Here is a 22,104-nt window from a genome sequence, read left to right on the forward strand (position 1 = left end):
ATCAACTCTATATTACATGACTTATTAAATTACACCATCACAAATAATTATATATCCTGCTGATCACGCTCTAAATTCGTTACGAAATCATTCATTTTATATTATTTATTGGATAATTTAAATGTAGATGGGAAAAATACTTCCAAATATATTTGGAGGTATTAAATATGAACAAAACGAATTCTATTATCTTGGTTACATTTGGCTGGTTGTTCTTGACGGTCTATGCAATGGCTAACGATGAGCCTAGGCCTTTTGAAGAAATATACTCTGAAATAGGCTATAAAACCGTGGAAGCAGCAGCTGATGATTTTGAACAACACTTTCAACAAAAACTAATACTCCCACTTCGTGTACCACCAATTAGCTTTACACATCATTTTGGTAGGTTTAATGATTTAGATGGAGAAATGAATGACTACTTTGAAGTGAAGTTCATCAGTGATCAAATACCCGAACATCATTTTAAAATTGATATTCGACCAATTAAATATAAAATCCCATTAAAAAAGGAAGATATCTTAAACACATTTACTTTAAAAAATGGTAATACTTCTAGCTATATGACGGTTTCAGATTTCAATGTTCTTGCTTTCGAGAGCAATGATTGGCAATATATGTTATGGATTGATCAACGAGTTTCAGATAAGGTATCCCCTGAAACTTTGGTTAACATCGCAAACTCTATAAATTATTCAACTGAACCAAAAAAATAGGATACCTTTGGTTTGGATTTAATTAGTCATCCAAACCTCTTTTTCTATAAAACAAAATAATATGTAAAAACTTGAATCGAAATAATCGTTTGCGGAGTCTAATGGTCAGATGGGAGGCGTTTTTCATTACAACTAAACAAATCACACTTGTTGAGTTAGCTCAAAATGGTGATGAAGATGCATTTTATCAGCTAATTGAACAAGAGCAGCATAAACTGTATCGCATGGCTTATGTGTATGTGCAAAACGAAAATGACGCTGTTGAGGTGTTTCAGCAGACAATCATTCGCGCATACGAAGGTTTACCTCAATTAAAAGAGCCTCACTATTTTTCTACATGGCTCACACGAATCATTATTAACTGCTGTAAAACATACATAGCGAAAAGTAATATTGTACATCTTGTAGAACCTCACACGCTTGAAGATGTCAAGAGTACATCATCTTCTTATATCGAAGAAGAGCTTGATTTATGGCAGGCACTTTGCCAATTAGAAGAAAAATATAAGACGGTGTTATTATTACGCTTTTATCAGGACTGCTCTGTAAAGCAAATTGCTTCGATTTTGCAATGTCCAGAAGGAACGGTGAAAACACATATTCGGAGAGGCTTACAAACTTTACGACAACAATTAAAGGGGGCATATCTAGATGAATGGGTTCAATCCGCTGAAGGAAGTCATTGATACGATTCCTATTCCAGAAAGACGACTGACTGAGGTTTTACGAGTAGAGGGCATGTCGAAAGTATTCCAGCAAAAACATCATACGGTAAATGCTTTAAAAAATATTCATTGTACGATTTATCAAGGTGAAATGGTCGCTATTATGGGGACAAGTGGTTCCGGAAAAAGTACGTTATTGAATATGATTAGTGCCATTGATGAACCAACGGAAGGAGCGTTATTTTTATTTGGCAAACGGGCACATGACGTTTATAAGGAGCCAAATGCGTCGAAATTCCGAAAAGAAAATATCGGCTTTGTTTTTCAATCTTTTCATCTGTTAAAGGATTTATCCGTGGAAGACAATATCGCTCTACCGTTGATTTTAAATGACGTGCCGAGTAAAGAAATCAAAGTCCGTGTAGAGCAAATCATGGAACAATTGAATATTGCGGCTTGGCGTAAGCATCGGCCAAGTGAGCTTTCTGGCGGACAACAGCAACGTGTTGCCATCGCACGTGCCATTATTGCGAACCCACCGATTTTGCTAGCCGATGAGCCAACTGGTGCTTTGGACGTCAATACGACAGATGAGATTTTACACCTTCTCGTACAGCTACAAAAAAATAGGAATCAAACGATATTACTCGTTACGCATGACCCTTATGTGGCTACCTATGCAAATCGTGTATTGTTCTTCCATGATGGAGCGATTGTGGATTCTTATCAAAATAATAAAACGTCTGAGGATTTAGATTGTATATTAACGAAGTTCAAGTTGATTACTAGGGGTGATTGCTAATGTTTTCAATGCGTACCATAGCACTCAAGCTCTTTCGTGCAGCTTGGACAAATGTGCTCACAAGTATTAGCATTATTACCATCTCCATTTGCCTAGTCATGACAATGAGTGTCTACATATATAATGCCAATACACAGATGAAGGAAGAAATTCAGGCGTTATTTGGTGAAATGGATTTGATGGTTGGCTATAATCCAGAGCAACACAAGGTACTGACAAATGAACAAATCTCTAATTTTGAGTCTATCTATGGTGTAACAAAAGTTTCTAGTGTATCACTAGCGCATACAATTGTTGAAAATGAATTCAATACTACATTTTATACAGCTGGTGTTGAAAACGATAATCTTGTGAAAAGTCGTTATCATTTTACAGTGGATCTAACGCCAAACGATGTCGTGATTTCCGAAAATATTGCTCGCCTTTTCAATAAAGATGTTGGTGATAGCCTGCAAATAACATTCAATAAATCCGTCGACGGTTCACTTGAAGCTGATATAGGTGAATTTATCATACAAGAAATTCTTCCACCAATTAAAGGAACTGAAAGCTTTAGTTTAATTCTTCTCCAAAACGATGTGTTGAAAACATGGATGAATAATAGTGATGAGCAAACAGCTGGTATGTATACGCTCATTAAAACAGAGGATAATATCGCGACTTCTGTTGGCATGGAAATTAAACAGTTAGATGAAACATTGCGTGTGGATGTGGCGAGTGACTATGATTTCATCAAGGAAAATTTACAAGCATTATTGATTTTCATGATTGTTCTTTCAGTTTTTATTCTATTAATCTCAAGTGTATTATTAATGTCAACATTTCAGCTACTATTCTACAAAATTAAAGAACAGCTTATGGTGTTGCGAGCACTTGGCGCCACAACAAAACAAGTAAGCCGTATTGTACAATCACAATTATCACTTATTGTTAGTTTTGGTGTGCTACTAGGTACATCAGTCAGTTTATTGGTCATTAAATTATGGCTCCCACAACTTATTAGCATGATGAAATTGCCGAGTGCTAGAACCGACCTTCCGCTTGTGTTCGTCATTATCATAGCGGCATCGAGTTTTATACTGCTTCAATTCATTACGCAATGGCAAGTACGAAAAAGCTCACGTCTTCTGCCTTTGCAAATTGCAAGTGATAATGAAAACTTGAGCCTGCAATGGGCAAAATGGAAAACGCTAGTTGTGAGTGGCGTTGCAGTCATAGCTCTACTTTTATTTTCGAATTCCCAACTCATAGGAAAGAGTAGTGGAGAGGGTGCACTAATGATTTTAATTGGCACATTACTTGTTAGCGGGATATTACTCTATATGATGCCATATCTATTTACAACACTATTAAATATTTCATTGAAACCAATTCGCTCTGCACTCGGAAAAGAGGCATTTTTAGCGTGTCAGCAGCTGATGCCACAAGTACGCAAAAATATGCCGATTGTGCTAAGTATTATTGGATTAATGATAATTTTGATATTTAGTAGCTCATTATTTAAAACGATACAGTCAACCGAACAAAATTATATTAATTCTCAATATGAAACATCTATGAAAATTACAAATGAATTATATGATCCAACGATTACTCTTGATTTAATAGAAGAAATTGAATCTTTGCCAAGTGTGTCCTATGCCTACGCACAAAGCAACTCACCTTTGTTAGAGCTTAAAATTAACAATAGATGGGAAGGCAATAACTTTGAAGCAATTGATGTCCAAAAATTTGTCGCGTTAAATAAGATAGATGCTGTTAACGGTAACTTAGAAAATGGGCTAATCATCACCGAACGCTTTGCAAAGGAACATCAATTGTCTATTGGAGATACATTAAAGGCCGGTACATATGATGTACCACTTCAACAAACAGTGCCGATAGGTGAAGTACAAGTTATTGGTATCGCACCTAATCATTATTTTTATATTGATTTTTATATGGATTGGTCATCATTCGTAGTAGCTTTAAATCCACCTGTTATTACAGATTTTATGGTAGAAGCAACAAATACTCAGCAGGCTTTAGCTGAATTGAAATACTTAGAAGATCGATGGCCAGCTCTAAAATTCACGGATAAAGAAACAATTATTGAACAGTCCAATGAATTGACATTCCAACGTTGGAGTCTATTTGTAGGTGTGTTTGTCATACTAATTGCTGCAACTTGCCTTGGCGTATTACAAACACTACTTCACTCGGTTTACGCAAAACGTGGTGATTATGCAATCCAGCGTCTAATTGGTCTTTCTCCAAATGGATTAATGAAACTCATTTTGACTCAAGTGTTGTCATTTGTACTTTATGGACTGACTGTTGGTACTTTCCTTGGACTCCTTTTAACAAGAATGCTTGGCTTTATTGACGAGGGTGCACCTATATTCTATGATTTTTTCACTTTAGGTATCACTAGTCTTGTGTTTTTAGTGGCAACGCTCGTTGTTTTCGCATTACAAGGATACTGGATCAGTCGAAAAAAACTAGCAAATGAAATTGTCGATATGTAAAATTATCAGTTAGACCCTCTACGTTGGGGGTCTTTTTTCGTTTATAGGACATCCTTTCAGTTTTATCGACCTACTTTTTAAATTTATCGGTCACATTCCCAAATTTATCAACATGAATCTTACAGCCAACAAAAAAGCATCCCCCTAATAAAGAGAGAGGCTCTAGTATCATACTCCGACAAATAACACAGCTTGTCCAATGGCTATAAAAAATGCTTCATGTTGAATGGGGCTGGTTTCCTCAATTTGTAGTTCAATGTCAAAATGGGTATCACGGAAAATCGCCTTCCAGCGTGCAATTGGCTGCTCATCTATATTAAAAACAGACCAATCCTCCATCTCTTTATTCAGCATGATTTTACGCTCACCATCCATAATAATTAGATCAGGAATCATGATTTTCCAGCCGTCATAGGCAATCATATAATCTTTCCCAGTAACTAAATCTTTCCCTTTAAAATGCACACGGCCACGACGAGACACCTTTTTACACGTAAAAAGTGTGCGTCCATCAATCGAAGCTACGTCAAAACGTACAAAATAACGATAATCCATCGAACGATCGAAGGCCTTTTTTAATCTATTTGTATAGACACGTTGAACAATTGACGATACATTGCCTTCTTCGTTAAAAACCTCTACTTTTTCTGTTGATTCAATTGCTGCTGGTTGCTTGTATGTAAAAGTTTTCAATCAATTCGCTCCTTCAACTACAGTTGTTTCTATTCTAACAAAATGTGCTCTCCTTTTTCCACGCAAACACATAAAAAATACTATGGATGTTTTTATCCATAGTGTTAGTTGTTATCTATGATACTTAACTGAGGATCAATTTCCTCCATATGTTTCGCCAATACATCCTCTACAAATAGCAAATGTGCCTTCATTGACTGTTCAGCTGCATCTGCATCTTGCGCTTCAATCTGACGATAAATCAAATGATGCTGTTCGTTTAACTGTACTAGAGTTTGCTTCTCGTCATACAAACAAATCCTTCGCGTCTCACGCATCGCCTCGGTCATTAAATCAGAGACATGTTGCATTAACTTACTCAATAATGAATTGTCCGCTGCTTTTGCAATGGCTAAATGAAAAGCTAAGTCGGATCTCTCCCCTAGCTCTGAGTTTTTAGTATGGGCCGTCATCTCTTCTAGATGCAGTCGCATTTCGTCTAAATCTTCACTTGTTCTTTTTTGTGCTGCATTTGAAACGATAGCAGCTTCTAAAATTAAGCGTACTTCTAATAATTCTTCGATATTTTTTTTCGTCATGAGCATAGCACTTTGAATTGGATAAGTTAGGTTGTTTGCAGAGAATCTTTTAACGAATGTACCCTCACCTTGTCGCAATTCAATTAAACCCATGGCACGTAATGATGTTAGTGCTTCGCGTACTGCCGAACGTCCAACTTGGAAATTATTCGCCAATTCTTGTACAGAATCTAATTGATCACCAGGCTTTAACTGACCCGTTTTAATCATTTCTAATATAATATCTGCTACTTCTTCATATATCTTTTTGCGAGTTATTTTTTTATAATTCAATTCTCTATACACCTCAATTCTATTATAACAAAAATTAAAAGTTTTATTAAAATTTATAAATAATTCAGAAATAATGATTATCTAATGAGAAAGATAAAAAATAAATTTATAGATTTTATTAATTATCTCACCGCTACCAACCCTGTCTATATTTTTCTATATTGGTATTCTTAACTGACCAGCAAATCGCGCAATAGCTTTACTAAGATTTCATGGGCCAACGTGTACAAGCCATTTTAATCGCTTGGTTAGAGTGCTGCAGATTACACAATATCGTATAAAGAAGCTCTGATTATCCGCACAGCCTAGTTGTCATTTAGTTATTATGTACTTGCAACTGGTTTACTAAATATTTGATTAGTACTGTATGCAGCTGTAGTTATTTTCTTTATATGGTTTCTACAACGCAAGGTAGCTCAACCACTTAACAAGGCATTCCGATGTACAAAAACAGCACTACGGATGTTTTTATCCGTAGTGCTTATTTTTATTTATTAGGTGTTGAAGGGTTATTTTTATTTTTTTGCTTTACTTTGTTGTCCATATTATTTTCTTTTTTCGCTTGAGTATTTTCTCCGCGAACATCTAAATCGTCAGGACTAAGGTCGAACCCAGCTCCAAACTCTTCTCGATCTAATCCACTTTTGTTTCGCTTTTCTTTTGTCATAATGATCACCTCCAATCATTAAACTAACCATTTTGGCGTGATTTATACTTGTGATAACGAATGGTTAATGTTGTTGAAATAAGCATTTTGAATACGATAGGATTTTCCCGAGTTAACTACACATACTACTTTTAAGACACAAAAAAATGGACTACTATTTAAAATTAGTCCATTAAACATACTCCCTTATTTATCTGTTTTGAATGTAACTTCCCCAACACCGACCTCCGCGTCGACTGTTAAAATTACGTCGGCATCTTCATATGCCTCATTTACATAAACGTCATTTCCTTTAGAAATAAACCCTACTACGTTAATCGTGCCAATTCCTTTCTCAGCTTTGATTTTCACTCCTACCTTTGAGGGTAAAATTACAGTAGTTTGCCCCACGCCCGTTTCGATATTCGTTTCAAAGCTCTTTTTCCAATCACCACGCAAATCAACAGTAAGATCTCCTACACCAGTTTCAATATCTAAATTTTCAATCTTCAATCCTTGTAAATCAAGGTTTGCCATTGATGCACCTGTGTTAACGGAAAGATTTATAGGTATTTTATCAGTTAGTTTAAAATCCCACTCATTTTTTATTTCAGAAATTCTAAACTTTTTTAGATTTTTATGTTCGATTACAATGTCGCCTTTTTTGCGACGAAGATCATATTTAACTTTGGGTTCCAAGTCCTTTACGTTATATTTAACATTTCCCTCAACCCACTCTTTTGCCCCTTTTTGAACCGTTATTTCACCTACACCTAAATTTAGTTCTACATCCAATTCGTTTGCTTTATCCTTTTCAACGATGATAGAATCTTCATTTAATTCCCCAGTAATAGCCGTATTACAACCAGACAGTACAAGTAACGCAGCACCGATAATCAAACCGGTAAAAAGCGATTTCTTCATTATTATTTCCTCCCTCTATAAAAATCCCTATAAATCCATTTTATAGATAAAAACAATAATAAGAACGACCCCAAGCTTTAATTTCAACTAAGACCTAAGCCGTAGGAGGCCCGCTATACAATACGTATGTATTCTTTACAGAAAATCAATTTATTTTCCTAATTATTATTTTCCTATACATCCCATCCAGCATGATTGGTTCATCTTCTTCCACTTTCACATTATTAATTGAAAGTAATATTTCTTCAAAACTACGACCAATATCTGTTCCTAATACACTTATGATTGGTCTTAAAAACATTTTTGGTACGGAAAGTTTCTTATTTTTCGGGACAAATTTATCAAATAGTATTATTTTCCCTTCAGGCTTTAAAACCCTCACCATTTCTTGCAAACATTTATTGGCATCTGGTACTACCGAAAGAATTAGACTGGCTACTACATAATCGAACGTTTCATGATTAAATTCCATTTGTTGAGCATCCATTTCTAAAAAATTTATAGTAGAGTTCTCAAACTTCTTTTTTGCTTTTCCGAGCATATCAGGTGAATAATCTATCGCCGTTATATCTAAATCAGCATGATTGATTAACTCTAAATCAGCACCCGTCCCTACACCGACAAATAGGATTTTCTGTTTCTTATCGAATGGTATTTCTCGGAATATTTGTTTTCTGGCATTTAAAAACATACCTGAATTAAAAAACTTATCATAGATCGGAGAAGCCATTTTATAGATACATTTATTCCAAAAATTATTCAAATTCCTTCACTCCCTAATCTTTATCAATAAAGGTCAAGTCAAACTATTAGTGTTCGTAGTGATGATACGTTTTTAGAGATTGAAAAGTTTCATTTACCCAATATGAGTTATTAGTAAATAAAACGGAACCCCGAATCGACGCGATGATGATTCGAGGCTAAGGGAAAGCAATGATGTCAATTAACTGGATATGTGAAAATGTCTGAAGGTTTGTAAAGATCGAGGACATTTCCTTCATGATCATAAGCTTGAATGGTAATTTCTGAAGAACTCACTTCTGTTTCATATGGTACTGCAACTAATTGTGCACGATTTGAATCGACCACTACTTCAGTACGCTTAGTATTTATCTGTATCATCAATTTTTCTATGGAGTGCCCCTCAAGTAGCGGAATGAAAATATGTCGAATATCGGGTACATGAATAGAACTCATTAGATCTTCTGTGCCTAGAAAACCAAAATCGAGAGCATATCCTCTTCCATCATGCTTAAAAAATACAATGCCTCGAATTACATTTGTTGAAAAATAACTAAATCTGTATTGATTGATTGTTATTGTATCGTAGAGCTGGGCATCTTCAGCGTTTCCTATTGCGAAAACACCCGATTGTAACGTATTCAAAATATCCGCATCATCCTTTACATAATATCGATAACCAATTCGTTCAGACATATTGCCTAAAATTGCAATAATGATAATTACACTAAGCAACACCCGCCACAACCACTTCTTCTTCAATGCAAATAGTGCGAAGAAAAATGAAATGATTATACCTACCATCCCTGCTACCATCCATGGTTGTTTTAGTACTCTATAGTCCTTCACTTTCCCGGAATATTCAGGAAAGATTTCTATACTCGTAGTAGAGCTATATTGAAAATTACTCTCGAAGTTATGTTGAGATAGAAGCATATTCAGGCCAATAAGAAGACACCCCGTTACGAATACGGTGAGAAGAAGAGGTGTGAAGAACAGCCTCTTTTTTGGTTGAACTCGCTGAAAGGTCTTTGCTTGTTTTTCATCTGAAAACTTGCCTTCTTTATAGATATTATTGATAGCATTACGTATCTGATCCATACTCAAAGCCCTCCTCTACCAGTGTTAAACCAACCATTTTACGCGCTCGCCTTAACCTTGTCTTGACCGTATTTTCTGGCATCTTTAACGTTTCTGAAACTTCCTTTAGTGACAACTCAGCAAAATGAAATAGTAGTAGCACATCCTTGTATTTCGTTGGGAGCTTTTCAATCGCTGCAACTAGTAAGGCATCAGATTCATTAGCAAGCACATTATTTTCTGGATCAACTGATTCGCCCATTAATTTGCTCCAAGATTCAATCACTTGTAGCTTCTTGTAACGCCAACTTGCAAGATGGCTATGACAGTTATTGATAGCAATACGATATAAATACGTTTTGACGGATGCTTCTTCACGAAATTGCTCCATTTTTTCATAGAATTTTACGAATGTCTCTTGAACCAAATCTTCCGCAATTACCCAGTCTTGAACGTATGTGTAACATAATCGGACTAAATAATCCCCATTATCGGTCATGGCCTTTAATAAGCGAGCATCCTTCTGCTCTTTCATCAACTGGCTCGCCCCCTAAAAATCATTTGTAGTTAGACTGATGAACAATGAAAAAGTTTCATAATCGAATTAATTTATTTTAAACACCCTATAATCAGCATCGTACTCACCACAATTGAAGCAAATTTATGTATCGTTTCTTTACAAAAATATATTCTATAAATTGAACTTAAGAATCCTACATACTTTTGACTATACATTTAAGCGGTGTACTAGGCTCGAATAATTCACGACACAATTTTTTATAAATTACATAAAACGCGACTCGAAAGTCATATTATACCAACTGAAAAATGGTACAATTTAAATAATACATATACAGAAAGCAGGAAAATTCATGGCCTATCAAACAATCTTATTCGATTTGGATGGTACTTTAACAGATCCTTATCCCGGAATTTCAAAGAGCATAGCGTATGCTTTAGAAAAAATGGAGGCACCTGCCCTTGATGCGCAAACATTAGTTACATTTATCGGACCACCGCTTCTTCAATCATTTCAAGAGATTTGCGAGTTCACAGAGAACCAAGCAATTGAAGCAGTAGGTTATTACAGAGAACGCTTTGCTATTAAAGGACTCTATGAAAATTCCGTTTATGCTGGTATTCCAGAGTTATTAAGCAGCTTGAAGAAATCTGGAAAAACATTAGCAGTCGCTACTTCAAAGCCTACTGTTTTTGCAGAAAAAATTTTGCATCACTTCCAGTTGGCATAATATTTCGATGTAATTGTCGGAAGTAATTTAGATGGAACTCGTAATGCGAAAAATGAAGTAATTCACGAAGTACTTTCTCAATTAAATGTATTGACTACGGAATCAATTATTATGATTGGTGACCGCAAACATGACATACTTGGTGCACAGAAAGAAGGAATTCAAAGCATAGGTGTTCTATATGGTTACGGTAGCTTAGAAGAAATCCAACAATCAGATACAACATATATTGTAGAGAAAGTAACAGATATTTTATCAGTACTCGAAAAATAGCATTTTCGCTTTGAAGTTAATTTTCATTGTAATTCCACTATTCACTTGGCATTTGATAAAGGGCTAGTGTTTCCCAATTAATCAGTTGGTCTTTCACAGGATTAGTGATATTTGGCTTTATACATATTTCTCGCTTAATAAAAAAACAAAATGCTTCGACAGCAAAGAAAGTAACTGAAGAGCTAATAGGCTGAAAATTTGTTAGCGATCTATCTTTTCAACTGTTAATTGACCTTCGCCATCAATTATTAGCCTCAAATGATTACTAAGTTCGAGCGTAACCGGACTGACGATCGCCTTCTTTGAAGAAAAATACCAAATTCGGTCGCTCGGTCCTAACAATATAAAGGTGCCATCTTCATGGTCTCCAATAAAATTCAAAGTATTTTCAGCAAGTTGCTCATTATGGCGAACTGGAATTCCTAATTGCTTCAGTGTTTCACCAACATGTAACACATCATCAGTCGTTACGTTCATTTCACTAATATTTACTATCAAATCTGAAGTGAAATACTCCTCATCGCTTAAAGGCGCCACATCATGATGAGCAATAAACTCCACTACATTTTCACATGGATCTAAAAAATAGACAGAATGTGCATTACTCCTTTCGAAAAATACTTCATCAGCTCCGTCCTCTTTTAACAATTCTACTTTTGTTCGCACCCATTTTTTTGCTTCTTTAAATTGATTACTTGGGATATTAAAAGCAAAGTGATATTGTGTCTCTTCCATGTTTTCAGATTGTCTAAACGATAAACTACTTGTACCTATTTGCACTTCAAAGGATGTATCTGAACTCGAAATCAATGAGAAACCCAATATTTCACTATAAAATTCTTGCATCTCATTTATTTTTTTTGTGATTAAAGTGGCTTTATTAATATACATTTTATGCCTCCCTTTTTTATTATTGTAAGCAACCATAGATTGTCTTGCCTCAGCCAATTGTCTAATCTAAATAAAAAACCACCCTTGAACAAGATCATTTCAAGGGTGGGACTGCTATACACTTATCTATTTGCCTTCCTAAATATCCATCTTTTACAAACGTAACGAATCATCATCAATAGGAAAAGAACAACCAGTATTCCAGACACAATATCAGAGTAAACATCTAAATAATGAACAATCTGTTCCCAAGAGTCACCTACTGCTGCACCTATTTTCACCAATATCACATTCCATGTCATCGTGCCAAGGGTCGTCAGGAAAAGAAATAATCCCAATGGCATGCGCGCCATTCCAGCTGGTAGAGATATCAAACTGCGAATCAGTGGGACAAATCTGCAAAAGAATACTGCTGCCACTCCATGAGACAAAAACCAACTATTGGCTTTATGGATGTCCCCCTTTTTTAACCGCAATAAATAGCCCCACTTACCCACCATTCTTTCGATCCTGTTAATGTCTACTAACCGCCCAACACCATATAAAACAAGTGCACCAACTAATGAACCCAATGTAGATGCCACAATGACGCCCGTAATTTCTAGGTCACTATGGGTCGTCATAAATCCGCCAAACGTCAAGATGATTTCTGAAGGAATAGGCGGGAAAATGTTTTCAATAGTAATTAAAAAGAAAATCCCTATGTAGCCATATTGCTCCATTATATTGACGATCCAATTTTCCATTTCTTTTTATAGATGCCCCCCGTGAGTAAAATTGGCCTTTACCTACTAATGAAATAAAATCTGCCTGTCATTATTTTATTGTTCATTTTCGGTGAACATTACTGTTTTCATCAACTAGCTTATTTATTGTAGCTAGTTGCAAATTAACTGCTCATAAGGCTTCATTTTAATACTTATAACATGTTATCGGACACTATTCCAAATTATATCGACATCTACCTTACATTAAACTAAGAAAAATTCTCTATAAATAAAACTTAAGAATCCTGCATGCTCCTGCCGCTTCGCTTTCGTCGCAAAAAACATTTACTAGGCACGAATGTCCACAGTGTTACTTACTTGCCGGAATCTTAAGTTTATTATATATAATTAGCAAAAATGAATCATGCGTTTAAGATTTCAATCTGGTTTGTTTGATTTAAAACAATATACAGTCCCGTTTTCATTCGAATCCAAAGTATATGTTATGTTGAGAATTCTTGCGATATCCTCAATTATCTTCAGTCCTAACCCCTCACTTGTACTATGAACATCAAAACCATTGCCATTATCACGGATTGAAACAACATCATTTTCAATGCTTATTTCGAGTTTTGTAGCTTTTGCATGTTTCAAAGTGTTTTGGAAAATGTTATCAAATAACCTTTGAATCCATAAATCGTTACTCAACCATATCAAACCTTTATTTTTAGACTCGTATATTAATTCGATATCGTGAGTGCTATACAAATACCCCCACTTTTTAAGCATGGTTTCTACTAAATCATTTAAGTTCACTTCATCATTTATAATATACGAATTCTCTAATGTATTCGTGTTTTGTATATTAAATTCATTTGTTAAATCAGCAATATATTGTATTTGTCGATATAGTGAATCTAATATGGGTGCTTGATCACTATATTGACCTTCTAGATAAAATAATTGTAATCTAACAGCTGTTAACGGTGTATTGATATCGTGCCTTAATTTATTCAACAGTTCTTTTTGTACTTCCTTTTGTTGCTTAAGTTCTAATTCTCGATACGTTGTTCTTTCGATTAATAGGTTTACCGACTTGATGAGTTCTCCTATTTCATCGTTTTTTGTTACTTCTAATGTATTTGGAATCTTTTCATCACTTGCTAGATTTCGAATCGTTTTATTCAATATGTTTATTTTATTTAGAAGTGAGTTAATCGATTTTGAAAATAAAAAAGCTAACAATAGTAGAGATAGAAAGAACACGACTAACATTGTGGGATAAGCAAATGAATCATGAAAAGGAATGCCTTCGTTTTTCATTTTAAAGGCACTTTCATAAATGATTGACATAAGAATACTAATCACGAGTAATAGCACTGGTACACTAATAATGGCCAAGAATAATAACAGTTGGTATTTCTTTTTTAGATTCATTTCTTCATGTAGGTATTTAATCTATACCCTTCTCCATATATATTTTGAAGTATCTCACCCAAGTTATCATCGATTTTCATTCTGATTTTTTTTATATGAACGTTCACGATATTTTGGTTTCTATCTTCGAGCTTCCATAGATACTCAAAGAAATGATCTTTTGTTAAAATTCTATCCCTATTTTCATATAAATAGAAAAATATTTTACGTTCAATGGCAGTAAAAGAAACCTCATTATGGAGGCTATTATTGAATACCTTTCCATGTTCAGCGTCAATGTATAAATGCCTGATTTGCGTAAAAGTCCCATATTGAGTCTCTAACATTTTCTTCATTCTCAGTAGGAGTTCTCTAGGATCAAAAGGCTTACTCATATAATCCTCACCGATTGTCAAACCTTGAAGTTTGCTCTCCATATCATTTCGTGCGGATAGAAAAATAATGGGAATATTTAATCCGAGTTTTTTTATTTTTTTTGTTATTTGATAGCCATCTTCTCCTGGTAACATCACATCCATTATGACAAAATCTATCTTCTGGATGATGTCCAACACTTCTCTTCCATCAGTTTCCCAACATACATTATATCCTTCACGTAGCAGTATTTTTTGCAATAAATCGCCAATCATTTCATCGTCTTCAACAATTAGAATATTATATTTCTTCATCACGTTGGCCTTTCGTTTTTTCGACTTTTTCATGGATAAATTCCATGGTGAGATTATAGATCTCATCAGTTGCGTATAAATAAATACTGTGCGTACCTTTGATTTTTTTGACATCTGCTATTTTTAGTTGACTTGCAAATCCTTCATAATCTTTAGTTTTTTGCTTTGCATACTTCGAGTTTTTATGTTGATCAGTAAATGCATCTAAAAATAAAATCGGTGTCTCTTTTGGTAACGGGAGATTGACTGATTTCTTACTGTTATCATAACTTTTTAATAGCTCTTGCTCCATATCATTATTAAAAATTTGTTTATAGGATAGTGCTTTATAAATTTCTTTTTCTTGATCTGTTAGAAAAGATTGCTTAATCACTTCAGGATTATACGTAGCAGAAGGAAAAAGTCTGTGAACACCAATTTTTGTTAATACATTCATACCTCTGACTGTGAATGAGTCAAAAAGGTTCATTTTATGTGTTACATACTGATGTGGCAAACCAATATCTAAAGCAATAATACTCTTCACTTCATCTGGATATTTTTGTGCCCAGTAAATAGCTTCTAATCCTGATAACGAGTGTGGTAGGAGAATATACGGAGGTCTATTTCCACTTTGAATAAGCGCATTTCTAGTTTGTTCTAGAATTTTATCAATATCTCGCCCATCATTAGATACCTCACTAAAGCCATACCCCGCCCTTTCAACGACGGCAATCTTATTTTCTTGTGAAAACTTGCTATATAGACCCTTCATTTCATAAACTGGAGATGCTACCCCAGAGCCAGACATAAATACAAACGTATCTTCACCGCTACCTTCATTATATATATTTATTTTCACATTATTTACCTCGATGATTGTTCTCTCACTTTTAATGAGCGTTGTTTCCTTATTTAATTGATAGTTATGGTAAATAAAAATCGTTGCTAACCCAAGCAAAATAACGACGAAAAACAACTGGATTATTTTCTTTAATGCTCTAAATGCTTTTTTCATAGACTTCTCCTTTCAGTTCATAATGAAAGGATAATATATAAAAATAAATTTCTAATTAATTTTTATATATTCCATAAAAAAACCACATATCTATGCAGTGACATATATGTGAAATGAAAAAAGCCGATATCGAAATGATATCGGTTGCTTTGATTCCTGAGTAGATACTTCAACATAATAGGAGCGTCAAAGTTACCATAGGATTCGATGTAATAGTGTTCAGATTTTGAAGTGTGGCTTGACCTACGTGATGCAAGTCAGTCAGACATCCATTTCTCATTATTGATTGGAAAAGCTGTCTGGAATCGGCTACCTCAAACTGCTAGCACTCTTTTATTAACTCTAGGATGAAACATAGCAGGAAAAAATAGATTATCAGTGACTATACCACATTAGTAAAGTTTGGCTTACATATAGTTTAAACTTCATTTTCACCTGTTGTTTAGTCCTCATTTTTTATCCTGGTAACTTAGTTTTCCTGAATGAACGGAAATTCATCACTAGATGTGCTAACATACCTGCCACCAAACCCCAAAATGCACCACCTACTCCTAAGAGAGTCACATTTGCAGCAGCAGCTAAGAAAGTGATAAGTGCTGTTTCACGATTATTTGGGTCACCCAATGCATCCGATAGGCTACTCCCAATCGTCCCCAACAATGCCAATCCTGCTAGTGTTGCTATGAAGGTTGGAGGAAGTATTAAAAATAGTTTTACGAGTGTAACCCCAAAAATACCAACAATTATGTACATACTGCCACATATTATACCAGCAATATAACGTTTTGATTTATCTTTATGGGCATCTGGGCTTGTACAAATAGCGGAAGATATGGCTGCGATATTGAAAGCATGTGAGCCAAAGGGAGCCATAATTAATGAACCTAAGCCTGTTACAGTCAATATGGGGTTCGCGCTGGTTTTAAATCCATCTCTCCTTAATATCAACATACCCGGGATATATTGACCGGTTAAAGTGATTATAAATAATGGTAAAGCTACACCTAGTAAAGATGATATAGAAAACTCTGGCATTGTTAACACTGGTAGCGCTAAATCCAGCCCAATACCCTGGAAACTAACTTTATTAAATAGGATAAGGTATAATAGCCCAACAACTAAAATTCCTACTACTGCAAATCGTGAAACAAAACGTTTTAAAAGGATATACGTGAAAAATAACATAATAACGAAGGCAGGTTCCACTTGGGCTTCGCCAAATGCCGCTACCCCAAACTGCAGTAATATACCAGCCAATAAACCAGCTGCAATGCCGGAAGGAATGTATCTAATGAGACGATCGAACTTTCCATTCATTCCTAATATTATGAATCCTATTGCAGAAATGATATAAGCGCCGATTGCTTCATTATATGAAGTAAACAATAATGCCGATGCTAAAAATGCTACACCCGGAGTCGACCAAGCTGTAATAATAGGCTCTTTATATTTGTAACTTAACCATACTCCTGTTATCCCCACACCTAAAGAAAGGGAGAAAACCCATGAAGCAGTTAATTCGGGACTTAAATTAGCCACTTTTGCGGCTTGGAATACAATCGCAAAAGTTCCTCCATAATTAATAAGAACGGATACCAAAGCAGCTATTGATGGAAAAAAAAGATCATCTACACGTATCACATTTGTTTTGGTTGTCATCTAGTTATCACCTCTTAAAGTTTTGGAAAGCGCTTCGGACACACACAGTCAATCGTATGAAAAGTTGCTATAAAACTGAGCTGGGCTTAAACATCTTTCCCTCTTCAATTGGACTCTCTTTTGCTGTTAGATGATGCGGTTCGATTCTATAAACTTGGACTGCCGATCCATAAACAGATGACCTATACTTATCAACATGTTGTTTAGGAAGTTGACGACTATAGTAACCTGGGACGTATTTGTCCATCATCTCCTGCAACATACTTGTCGATTCTTCTAAATCCGTGACAACCTCCGCTTCCCCGAAAAGCATGACACTCATATAAGCTGTATCTGTCTTTGCTGGAACAGGGTCAGTAATGGTGCCATATTCCACACATACTGTGAAACAGACTTCAGCATTATCCTTCATGATTTGGTTCCTTCTTCCCCCCTCTGCGCCATGAAAATAGATCTTGTCATTCAACCACACATAATTTAAAGGTACTACATATGGATATTTCCTGTCTGATAGACCAAGGTGACCTACCCTCGAATTCCGTAGAAAATCCTCAATTTTTTTCTGATCCTTACACTCTCGCATCTTATAACGTACTGAATTCAAATCGAATCCACTCCTTTCAGTTTTTCCTACTGTTATCCTTTATGGACATACATTACGCTAATCTTTCGCTTATGCGTGACTGTGGAAGTATGAACATGTTTTTCCACTTACTTGTAGTTTAGTGGTAATTGGAATGGTATGATATATCCAAAGTTTTAGATTTTATTCAGTCCATAATGGAGTGTGATACGTAATGCTGAAAATAGATCGCCACGATAATAAACCAATCTGGAAGCAGCTGCTTGATCAAGCTATACAAAATATCACTAGCGGAAAATGGAAAGCTGGTTATCGGTTGCCCCCGACTCGCGAACTTTCCCAACAATTAGGAGTGGCTCGTTCAACGGTACAGGCAATGTATGAAGAACTATTTAGTAGAGGTTATACTGTTACCTCACGGCGTGGAGGAACACGAGTAAGCGACTGGAACCAGCCCTTGATCTCAAAAGAAGAAAGATCAGCTCACCGCCTGACTCCACCATACCTTCCTGTTTTAGAAGAAGCAGTAGACCGCTTACATGATTGGTCCGGAGAGAAAAGGGAGAACGCTACCGAAATTGATTTTTCTCCCCATGAGCCTTATCTAGATCCACTATTTCAGAAAAAATGGAGGCAATCATTTCTCCACGCGTCGGCCAAAGCTGACTTGTCCTGCTGGACGTACGGAAACTCTTACGGTTACGAACCTTTACGAAGCCAAATCCAACATTATTTATCTGTTGAAAGAGGAATCCATGTTGAGATTGAACAGATCTTACTAACATCCGGTGCTCAGCAAAGTATAGACTTAATTTCACAAGCTCTTCTCTTAGAGGGGGACACAGTAGCTGTCGAGGATCCTGGGTTTCCACCCGCTTGGCTGACAATGATGTACCGGAAAATGAATGTTATGCCTGTGCCAGTCGATGAACAAGGTATAGTTGTCGATTGTATTCCTAAACAATCTAAACTTGTCTTTGTTACACCTTCCCATCAGTCTGCAACCGGTGTGATCATGTCTGTTAAGCGGAGAAGACAATTATTTGAACTGGCCATTCGCAACCAATCCTGGATTATAGAAGACGACTATGATAGCGAATTTCGCCATAGTGGTGAGCCACTTCCGACATTATTTAGCCAAGAGCCTGAGTGTACACTGTACCTTATGAGCTTTTCCAAAATGATTGCTCCAGGAATTCGTATTTCGGCCATTATTGGACCAGTTGAAGCAATAGACCAAATAGCTCGCGTGCATAAACTCACTTCTCGCCAACTACCCATCATGGAGCAGTTAACTCTTACTCATTTTATTGAGCACGGTCATTTTATGCGACATATGAGAAGAGTCAGAAATGTCTACAGGCGCAGGCATGATGCCCTGATAAAAGCGATTTCTTCAAGCAAATTAGGTGAAGTATTTTCAGTCAAAGGGGTGGAGACGGGTCTGCATATGTTACTAGAAGCAGATGAAGATTTTAATGAAGAAGAAATGACGAAGAAAGCATTGGAGAACGGGGTACGTGTCTATCCTCTCAGCCCTTACTGTCTCGAAAGCAAGCGAAAGGGATGGGTATTGGGATACTCCAAAGTAGATGAAGAAACGATTATGCGTGGTATTGGTCAATTGTCTAGTATTATTACATAATTGGATTATAAAGATTTGGTAATAAACTGAAAAAGCCGACATCGAAATAAATGCCGGCTACTTTATTTCACAATTGGAGAATTCAGCGTACAGGACCGTTAAAGTCTACGTATAAACTTTTTCTACGCCACACACTTAGTGCGATGCCCATAATAAACGAACCGAGCATTGTTGGCATCAACCCATAGCTTATTAATGGCATTGGCATGGCTATAATCGGTAAAAAGCCAAAAGTCATACCTACATGATAAACAACCTGTGCCACCAAAACCGTCACACCGCCAACAAGAAGTAAGCGTGCATAAGGGTCACGAACACGAAGTGATATCAGTAATAAGCGAATAATACATACAGCAAATAACAGTAATATTAAAATAGCGAGAAAATAACCATACGACTGAATGACATTTGCTAAAACATAATTAGTATGTGCTTCTGATAGATGCATCCTATCACTAGCACCAACCCATTTTGCCTGCGAAATCGTATTTCGAATTCCCATATATATATAACCCATTCCGTTAGCATACTTCTCTGGATTAAAGAAAGCGGTAATGCGTTCAATTTGGTAGGGTTTTATCGCCCCAGATTGTAAGAGAATTACATTCCATAACACAATACCAATTCCTAACGAAACGCCAATCCCTGTAGCGATTAATTTAATCTTCTTTGAAAACGGACTGTACAAAAAAAGCACTGCAACAAGTGCGATATATACAAATAAAATCGTTATTTGAAAGTTCATAACAAATAAGAGTGATGATATGGTAAATAGAGCTATACACACGAACAGATTTGTACGGTTATGAAACAAAGATGCCCATGCAATCACATAAAACGGCATTGCCATCATACTTTCAATTCTTAATGGACCAATCATGAACACAGGTTGACCATGGATAAATGCTGTCGGAAATAATGAAAGCAATAGTAAAATAGCTGTCCCAATACCGAAAAACACATAGCCATACTTTTGCAATTTACGGTAATCTAAATACATCATACTGATTGCAAGAATGATACCAAGGACAACAAAGATCGCTTTTCTCTTTCCAAGTAAAGTAAAACTATACATGGTCTGTGACATAAGGGGTAAAAAGCTTAACACCAGTATTGAAACTAGCAAGCCTATTAGAAACCAGTCCACTTTTGGTTTATGGATTTTATTCATCGACTCACCTAAAGTTGAAGGACTCCCCATTTCCGCAATCGCTTTTTGTAAGGCATCATCTTCTGTTAACCCTTTACTCATCCATGCTTGTTGGGTCTGTTTAATATGCTGCTTCAACTCTGTCATCACAAATGTACGTGCTTCTTTTGATTTGATATAGCTTGTGACACGTTGCAAATATGTATCTACTAATTTCATGAGACCTCACCCCTGTAGTAAACTTTTCCATGCGAACTTTTTTGGTGAAGACTGTGCAAGTGATTTTTTCCCTTTATCACTAAGCACATAGTACTTCTCCCCATCATCCGACCAATGTGCGCAAATCTGTCCCTCTTGCTCTAACTGATGGAGCAAGACATAAAGTGCCCCTTCATTGCTTTCAAGCCCTTTCATTCCTCTTGCATGAAGTATTTGCGTTAAATCAAATCCTGTTTTTTGCTGTGTTAGGAGATGTAGCACAACTAATTGCAAATCTTCTACTAAGGAAAGTTGCTCTATTTTTTCTTGAACTGCTTGGCGGTGTTGATCTGTAAATTCAAGCTCCTTAAACGTCGTCTTTTTCATCGATTTACGTAGATTATTTAAGTCCATCCCTGGCCCTCCAATTGTTCTTTTAATAATGCCTTTCCTTTTCGTAGTCTTGTTTTCACGGTATTGCTATTGACTTCAAGTACTTGTGCAATATCTTTTATTGTAAGCATTTCAAAATAAAATAGATAAATCACTTCACGGTACAAGACTGGTAGTTGCATTACATTTTCTTCAAGCCGAGCGTCTTCATCTTGTTGAATCACGGTTTGCTCGACATTTTCATTACTCTCTTGAAGGCTAAATAGCTTTACTTCAGTCGTAAGTACATTTTTGTTGTACCAGCTTTTTAAGTAATCTTTACTGTGGTTTATGGCAATACGCCAGAGCCAAGTTTTCATTGTCGATTTACCTTTATATGTAGGTAGTCCCTGATAACACTTCACAAAAATTTCCTGCGTTAAATCTTCAGCTATCGCCTGGTTCTTCACATATGCATAGACAAGTTGAAGGAGATCTTGCCCATACTCCTGCATAATATCATCCATAAGATGTACATGTGTTTTTTCAAACTGTATTGTTAATTCATCCACGTTCGCTCCTCCTTTCCAACAATTAGACGAGTACCGACTTAAATAAGTTTGCATAAAAAAACAATCATCCATCTTGC

At 35.9% G+C, this 22,104-nt stretch carries 22 protein-coding genes and 1 pseudogene; 6 read left to right on the forward strand and 17 right to left on the reverse strand.

What is annotated here, in order from left to right; all coding sequences use genetic code 11:
• The first annotated feature begins 167 nt into the window (after nt 1-167).
• The 4 genes from AEA09_RS08475 to AEA09_RS08490 all read left to right on the forward strand — a co-directional run bounded on the left by AEA09_RS08475 (nt 168) and on the right by AEA09_RS08490 (nt 4,690).
• Nucleotides 168-716 (forward strand): hypothetical protein, encoded by a 549-nt coding sequence (locus tag AEA09_RS08475; RefSeq protein ID WP_053583420.1) that lies wholly within the window; start codon nt 168-170, stop codon nt 714-716.
• 101 nt (nt 717-817) lie between these two features.
• Nucleotides 818-1,402 (forward strand): sigma-70 family RNA polymerase sigma factor, encoded by a 585-nt coding sequence (locus AEA09_RS08480; protein ID WP_053583421.1) that lies wholly within the window; start codon nt 818-820, stop codon nt 1,400-1,402.
• Nucleotides 1,403-1,454: 52 nt separating this feature from the next.
• On the forward strand, nt 1,455-2,183 hold the full coding sequence (locus AEA09_RS08485) for an ABC transporter ATP-binding protein (protein ID WP_425412001.1): 729 nt from the start codon (nt 1,455-1,457) through the stop codon (nt 2,181-2,183).
• On the forward strand, nt 2,183-4,690 hold the full coding sequence (locus AEA09_RS08490; RefSeq protein ID WP_053583422.1) for an ABC transporter permease: 2,508 nt from the start codon (nt 2,183-2,185) through the stop codon (nt 4,688-4,690). Before AEA09_RS08485 ends, AEA09_RS08490 begins: the two co-directional genes overlap by 1 nt.
• 168 nt (nt 4,691-4,858) lie before the next feature.
• Here the strand turns inward: AEA09_RS08490 and AEA09_RS08495 are convergent, their stop codons facing one another.
• The 7 genes from AEA09_RS08495 to AEA09_RS08525 all read right to left on the reverse strand — a co-directional run bounded on the left by AEA09_RS08495 (nt 4,859) and on the right by AEA09_RS08525 (nt 10,160).
• Nucleotides 4,859-5,383 (reverse strand): tubby C-terminal domain-like protein, encoded by a 525-nt coding sequence (locus AEA09_RS08495; RefSeq protein ID WP_053583423.1) that lies wholly within the window; start codon nt 5,381-5,383, stop codon nt 4,859-4,861.
• Nucleotides 5,384-5,487: 104 nt separating this feature from the next.
• Nucleotides 5,488-6,234 (reverse strand): FadR/GntR family transcriptional regulator, encoded by a 747-nt coding sequence (locus AEA09_RS08500; RefSeq protein WP_053583424.1) that lies wholly within the window; start codon nt 6,232-6,234, stop codon nt 5,488-5,490.
• A 487-nt stretch (nt 6,235-6,721) separates the two neighbouring features.
• A complete protein-coding gene (locus AEA09_RS08505; protein WP_053583425.1) occupies nt 6,722-6,901 on the reverse strand; it encodes a hypothetical protein in 180 nt (59 codons plus the stop codon).
• A 186-nt stretch (nt 6,902-7,087) separates the two neighbouring features.
• Entirely contained in the window at nt 7,088-7,804 is a 717-nt protein-coding gene (locus AEA09_RS08510) for a toast rack family protein (RefSeq protein WP_053583426.1), read from the reverse strand.
• A gap of 145 nt (nt 7,805-7,949) precedes the next feature.
• Complete coding sequence (locus AEA09_RS08515) at nt 7,950-8,567, reverse strand: class I SAM-dependent methyltransferase (protein ID WP_053583427.1); 618 nt, start codon at nt 8,565-8,567, stop codon at nt 7,950-7,952.
• Between the two features lie 176 nt (nt 8,568-8,743).
• Entirely contained in the window at nt 8,744-9,646 is a 903-nt protein-coding gene (locus tag AEA09_RS08520) for a hypothetical protein (RefSeq protein WP_053583428.1), read from the reverse strand.
• Nucleotides 9,630-10,160 carry a sigma-70 family RNA polymerase sigma factor gene (locus AEA09_RS08525; protein ID WP_245622861.1) on the reverse strand — a complete coding sequence of 177 codons (531 nt, stop codon included), beginning with the start codon at nt 10,158-10,160 and terminating at the stop codon, nt 9,630-9,632. The genes AEA09_RS08520 and AEA09_RS08525 overlap by 17 nt, the downstream gene beginning before the upstream one ends.
• Before the next feature lie 337 nt (nt 10,161-10,497).
• Between AEA09_RS08525 and AEA09_RS08530 the strand changes: the two are divergent.
• Nucleotides 10,498-11,148 (forward strand): annotated as a pseudogene (locus tag AEA09_RS08530) (HAD family hydrolase).
• Nucleotides 11,149-11,349: 201 nt separating this feature from the next.
• Here the strand turns inward: AEA09_RS08530 and AEA09_RS08535 are convergent.
• The 7 genes from AEA09_RS08535 to AEA09_RS08565 all read right to left on the reverse strand — a co-directional run bounded on the left by AEA09_RS08535 (nt 11,350) and on the right by AEA09_RS08565 (nt 18,111).
• Nucleotides 11,350-12,039 carry a VOC family protein gene (locus tag AEA09_RS08535; RefSeq protein ID WP_053583430.1) on the reverse strand — a complete coding sequence of 230 codons (690 nt, stop codon included), beginning with the start codon at nt 12,037-12,039 and terminating at the stop codon, nt 11,350-11,352.
• 122 nt (nt 12,040-12,161) lie between these two features.
• On the reverse strand, nt 12,162-12,785 hold the full coding sequence (locus tag AEA09_RS08540) for a DedA family protein (protein WP_053583431.1): 624 nt from the start codon (nt 12,783-12,785) through the stop codon (nt 12,162-12,164).
• 399 nt (nt 12,786-13,184) lie between these two features.
• Entirely contained in the window at nt 13,185-14,183 is a 999-nt protein-coding gene (locus AEA09_RS08545) for a sensor histidine kinase (RefSeq protein ID WP_053583432.1), read from the reverse strand.
• Nucleotides 14,180-14,851, reverse strand: a complete 672-nt coding sequence (locus AEA09_RS08550; RefSeq protein WP_053583433.1) for a response regulator transcription factor — start codon at nt 14,849-14,851, stop codon at nt 14,180-14,182. The genes AEA09_RS08545 and AEA09_RS08550 overlap by 4 nt, the downstream gene beginning before the upstream one ends.
• On the reverse strand, nt 14,838-15,848 hold the full coding sequence (locus tag AEA09_RS08555) for an alpha/beta fold hydrolase (RefSeq protein ID WP_053583434.1): 1,011 nt from the start codon (nt 15,846-15,848) through the stop codon (nt 14,838-14,840). The genes AEA09_RS08550 and AEA09_RS08555 overlap by 14 nt, the downstream gene beginning before the upstream one ends.
• A 456-nt stretch (nt 15,849-16,304) precedes the next feature.
• Complete coding sequence (locus tag AEA09_RS08560) at nt 16,305-17,507, reverse strand: benzoate/H(+) symporter BenE family transporter (RefSeq protein WP_082332604.1); 1,203 nt, start codon at nt 17,505-17,507, stop codon at nt 16,305-16,307.
• 67 nt (nt 17,508-17,574) lie between these two features.
• Nucleotides 17,575-18,111 carry a pyridoxamine 5'-phosphate oxidase family protein gene (locus AEA09_RS08565; RefSeq protein ID WP_053583435.1) on the reverse strand — a complete coding sequence of 179 codons (537 nt, stop codon included), beginning with the start codon at nt 18,109-18,111 and terminating at the stop codon, nt 17,575-17,577.
• Between the two features lie 193 nt (nt 18,112-18,304).
• Between AEA09_RS08565 and pdxR the strand changes: the two genes are divergently transcribed.
• The gene (pdxR, locus tag AEA09_RS08570) at nt 18,305-19,735 is read left to right on the forward strand and encodes a MocR-like pyridoxine biosynthesis transcription factor PdxR (RefSeq protein WP_053583436.1); all 1,431 of its coding nucleotides are present in this window, start codon (nt 18,305-18,307) and stop codon (nt 19,733-19,735) included.
• Nucleotides 19,736-19,817: 82 nt separating this feature from the next.
• Here pdxR and AEA09_RS08575 read toward each other — a convergent pair whose 3' ends face one another.
• The 3 genes from AEA09_RS08575 to AEA09_RS08585 are packed head-to-tail and all read right to left on the reverse strand — an operon-like array spanning nt 19,818 to nt 22,027.
• Nucleotides 19,818-21,104, reverse strand: coding sequence for an FtsW/RodA/SpoVE family cell cycle protein (locus AEA09_RS08575; RefSeq protein WP_053583437.1), 1,287 nt, complete (start codon nt 21,102-21,104; stop codon nt 19,818-19,820).
• A 6-nt stretch (nt 21,105-21,110) separates the two neighbouring features.
• Nucleotides 21,111-21,497 carry a PadR family transcriptional regulator gene (locus tag AEA09_RS08580; protein ID WP_053583438.1) on the reverse strand — a complete coding sequence of 129 codons (387 nt, stop codon included), beginning with the start codon at nt 21,495-21,497 and terminating at the stop codon, nt 21,111-21,113.
• Nucleotides 21,488-22,027: a sigma-70 family RNA polymerase sigma factor gene (locus AEA09_RS08585; RefSeq protein WP_053583439.1), complete on the reverse strand. Its 540-nt coding sequence runs from the start codon at nt 22,025-22,027 to the stop codon at nt 21,488-21,490. The genes AEA09_RS08580 and AEA09_RS08585 overlap by 10 nt, the downstream gene beginning before the upstream one ends.
• Nucleotides 22,028-22,104 lie beyond the last annotated feature (77 nt).

The organism is Lysinibacillus contaminans (assembly GCF_001278945.1).
Taxonomy (GTDB): domain Bacteria; phylum Bacillota; class Bacilli; order Bacillales_A; family Planococcaceae; genus Lysinibacillus; species Lysinibacillus contaminans.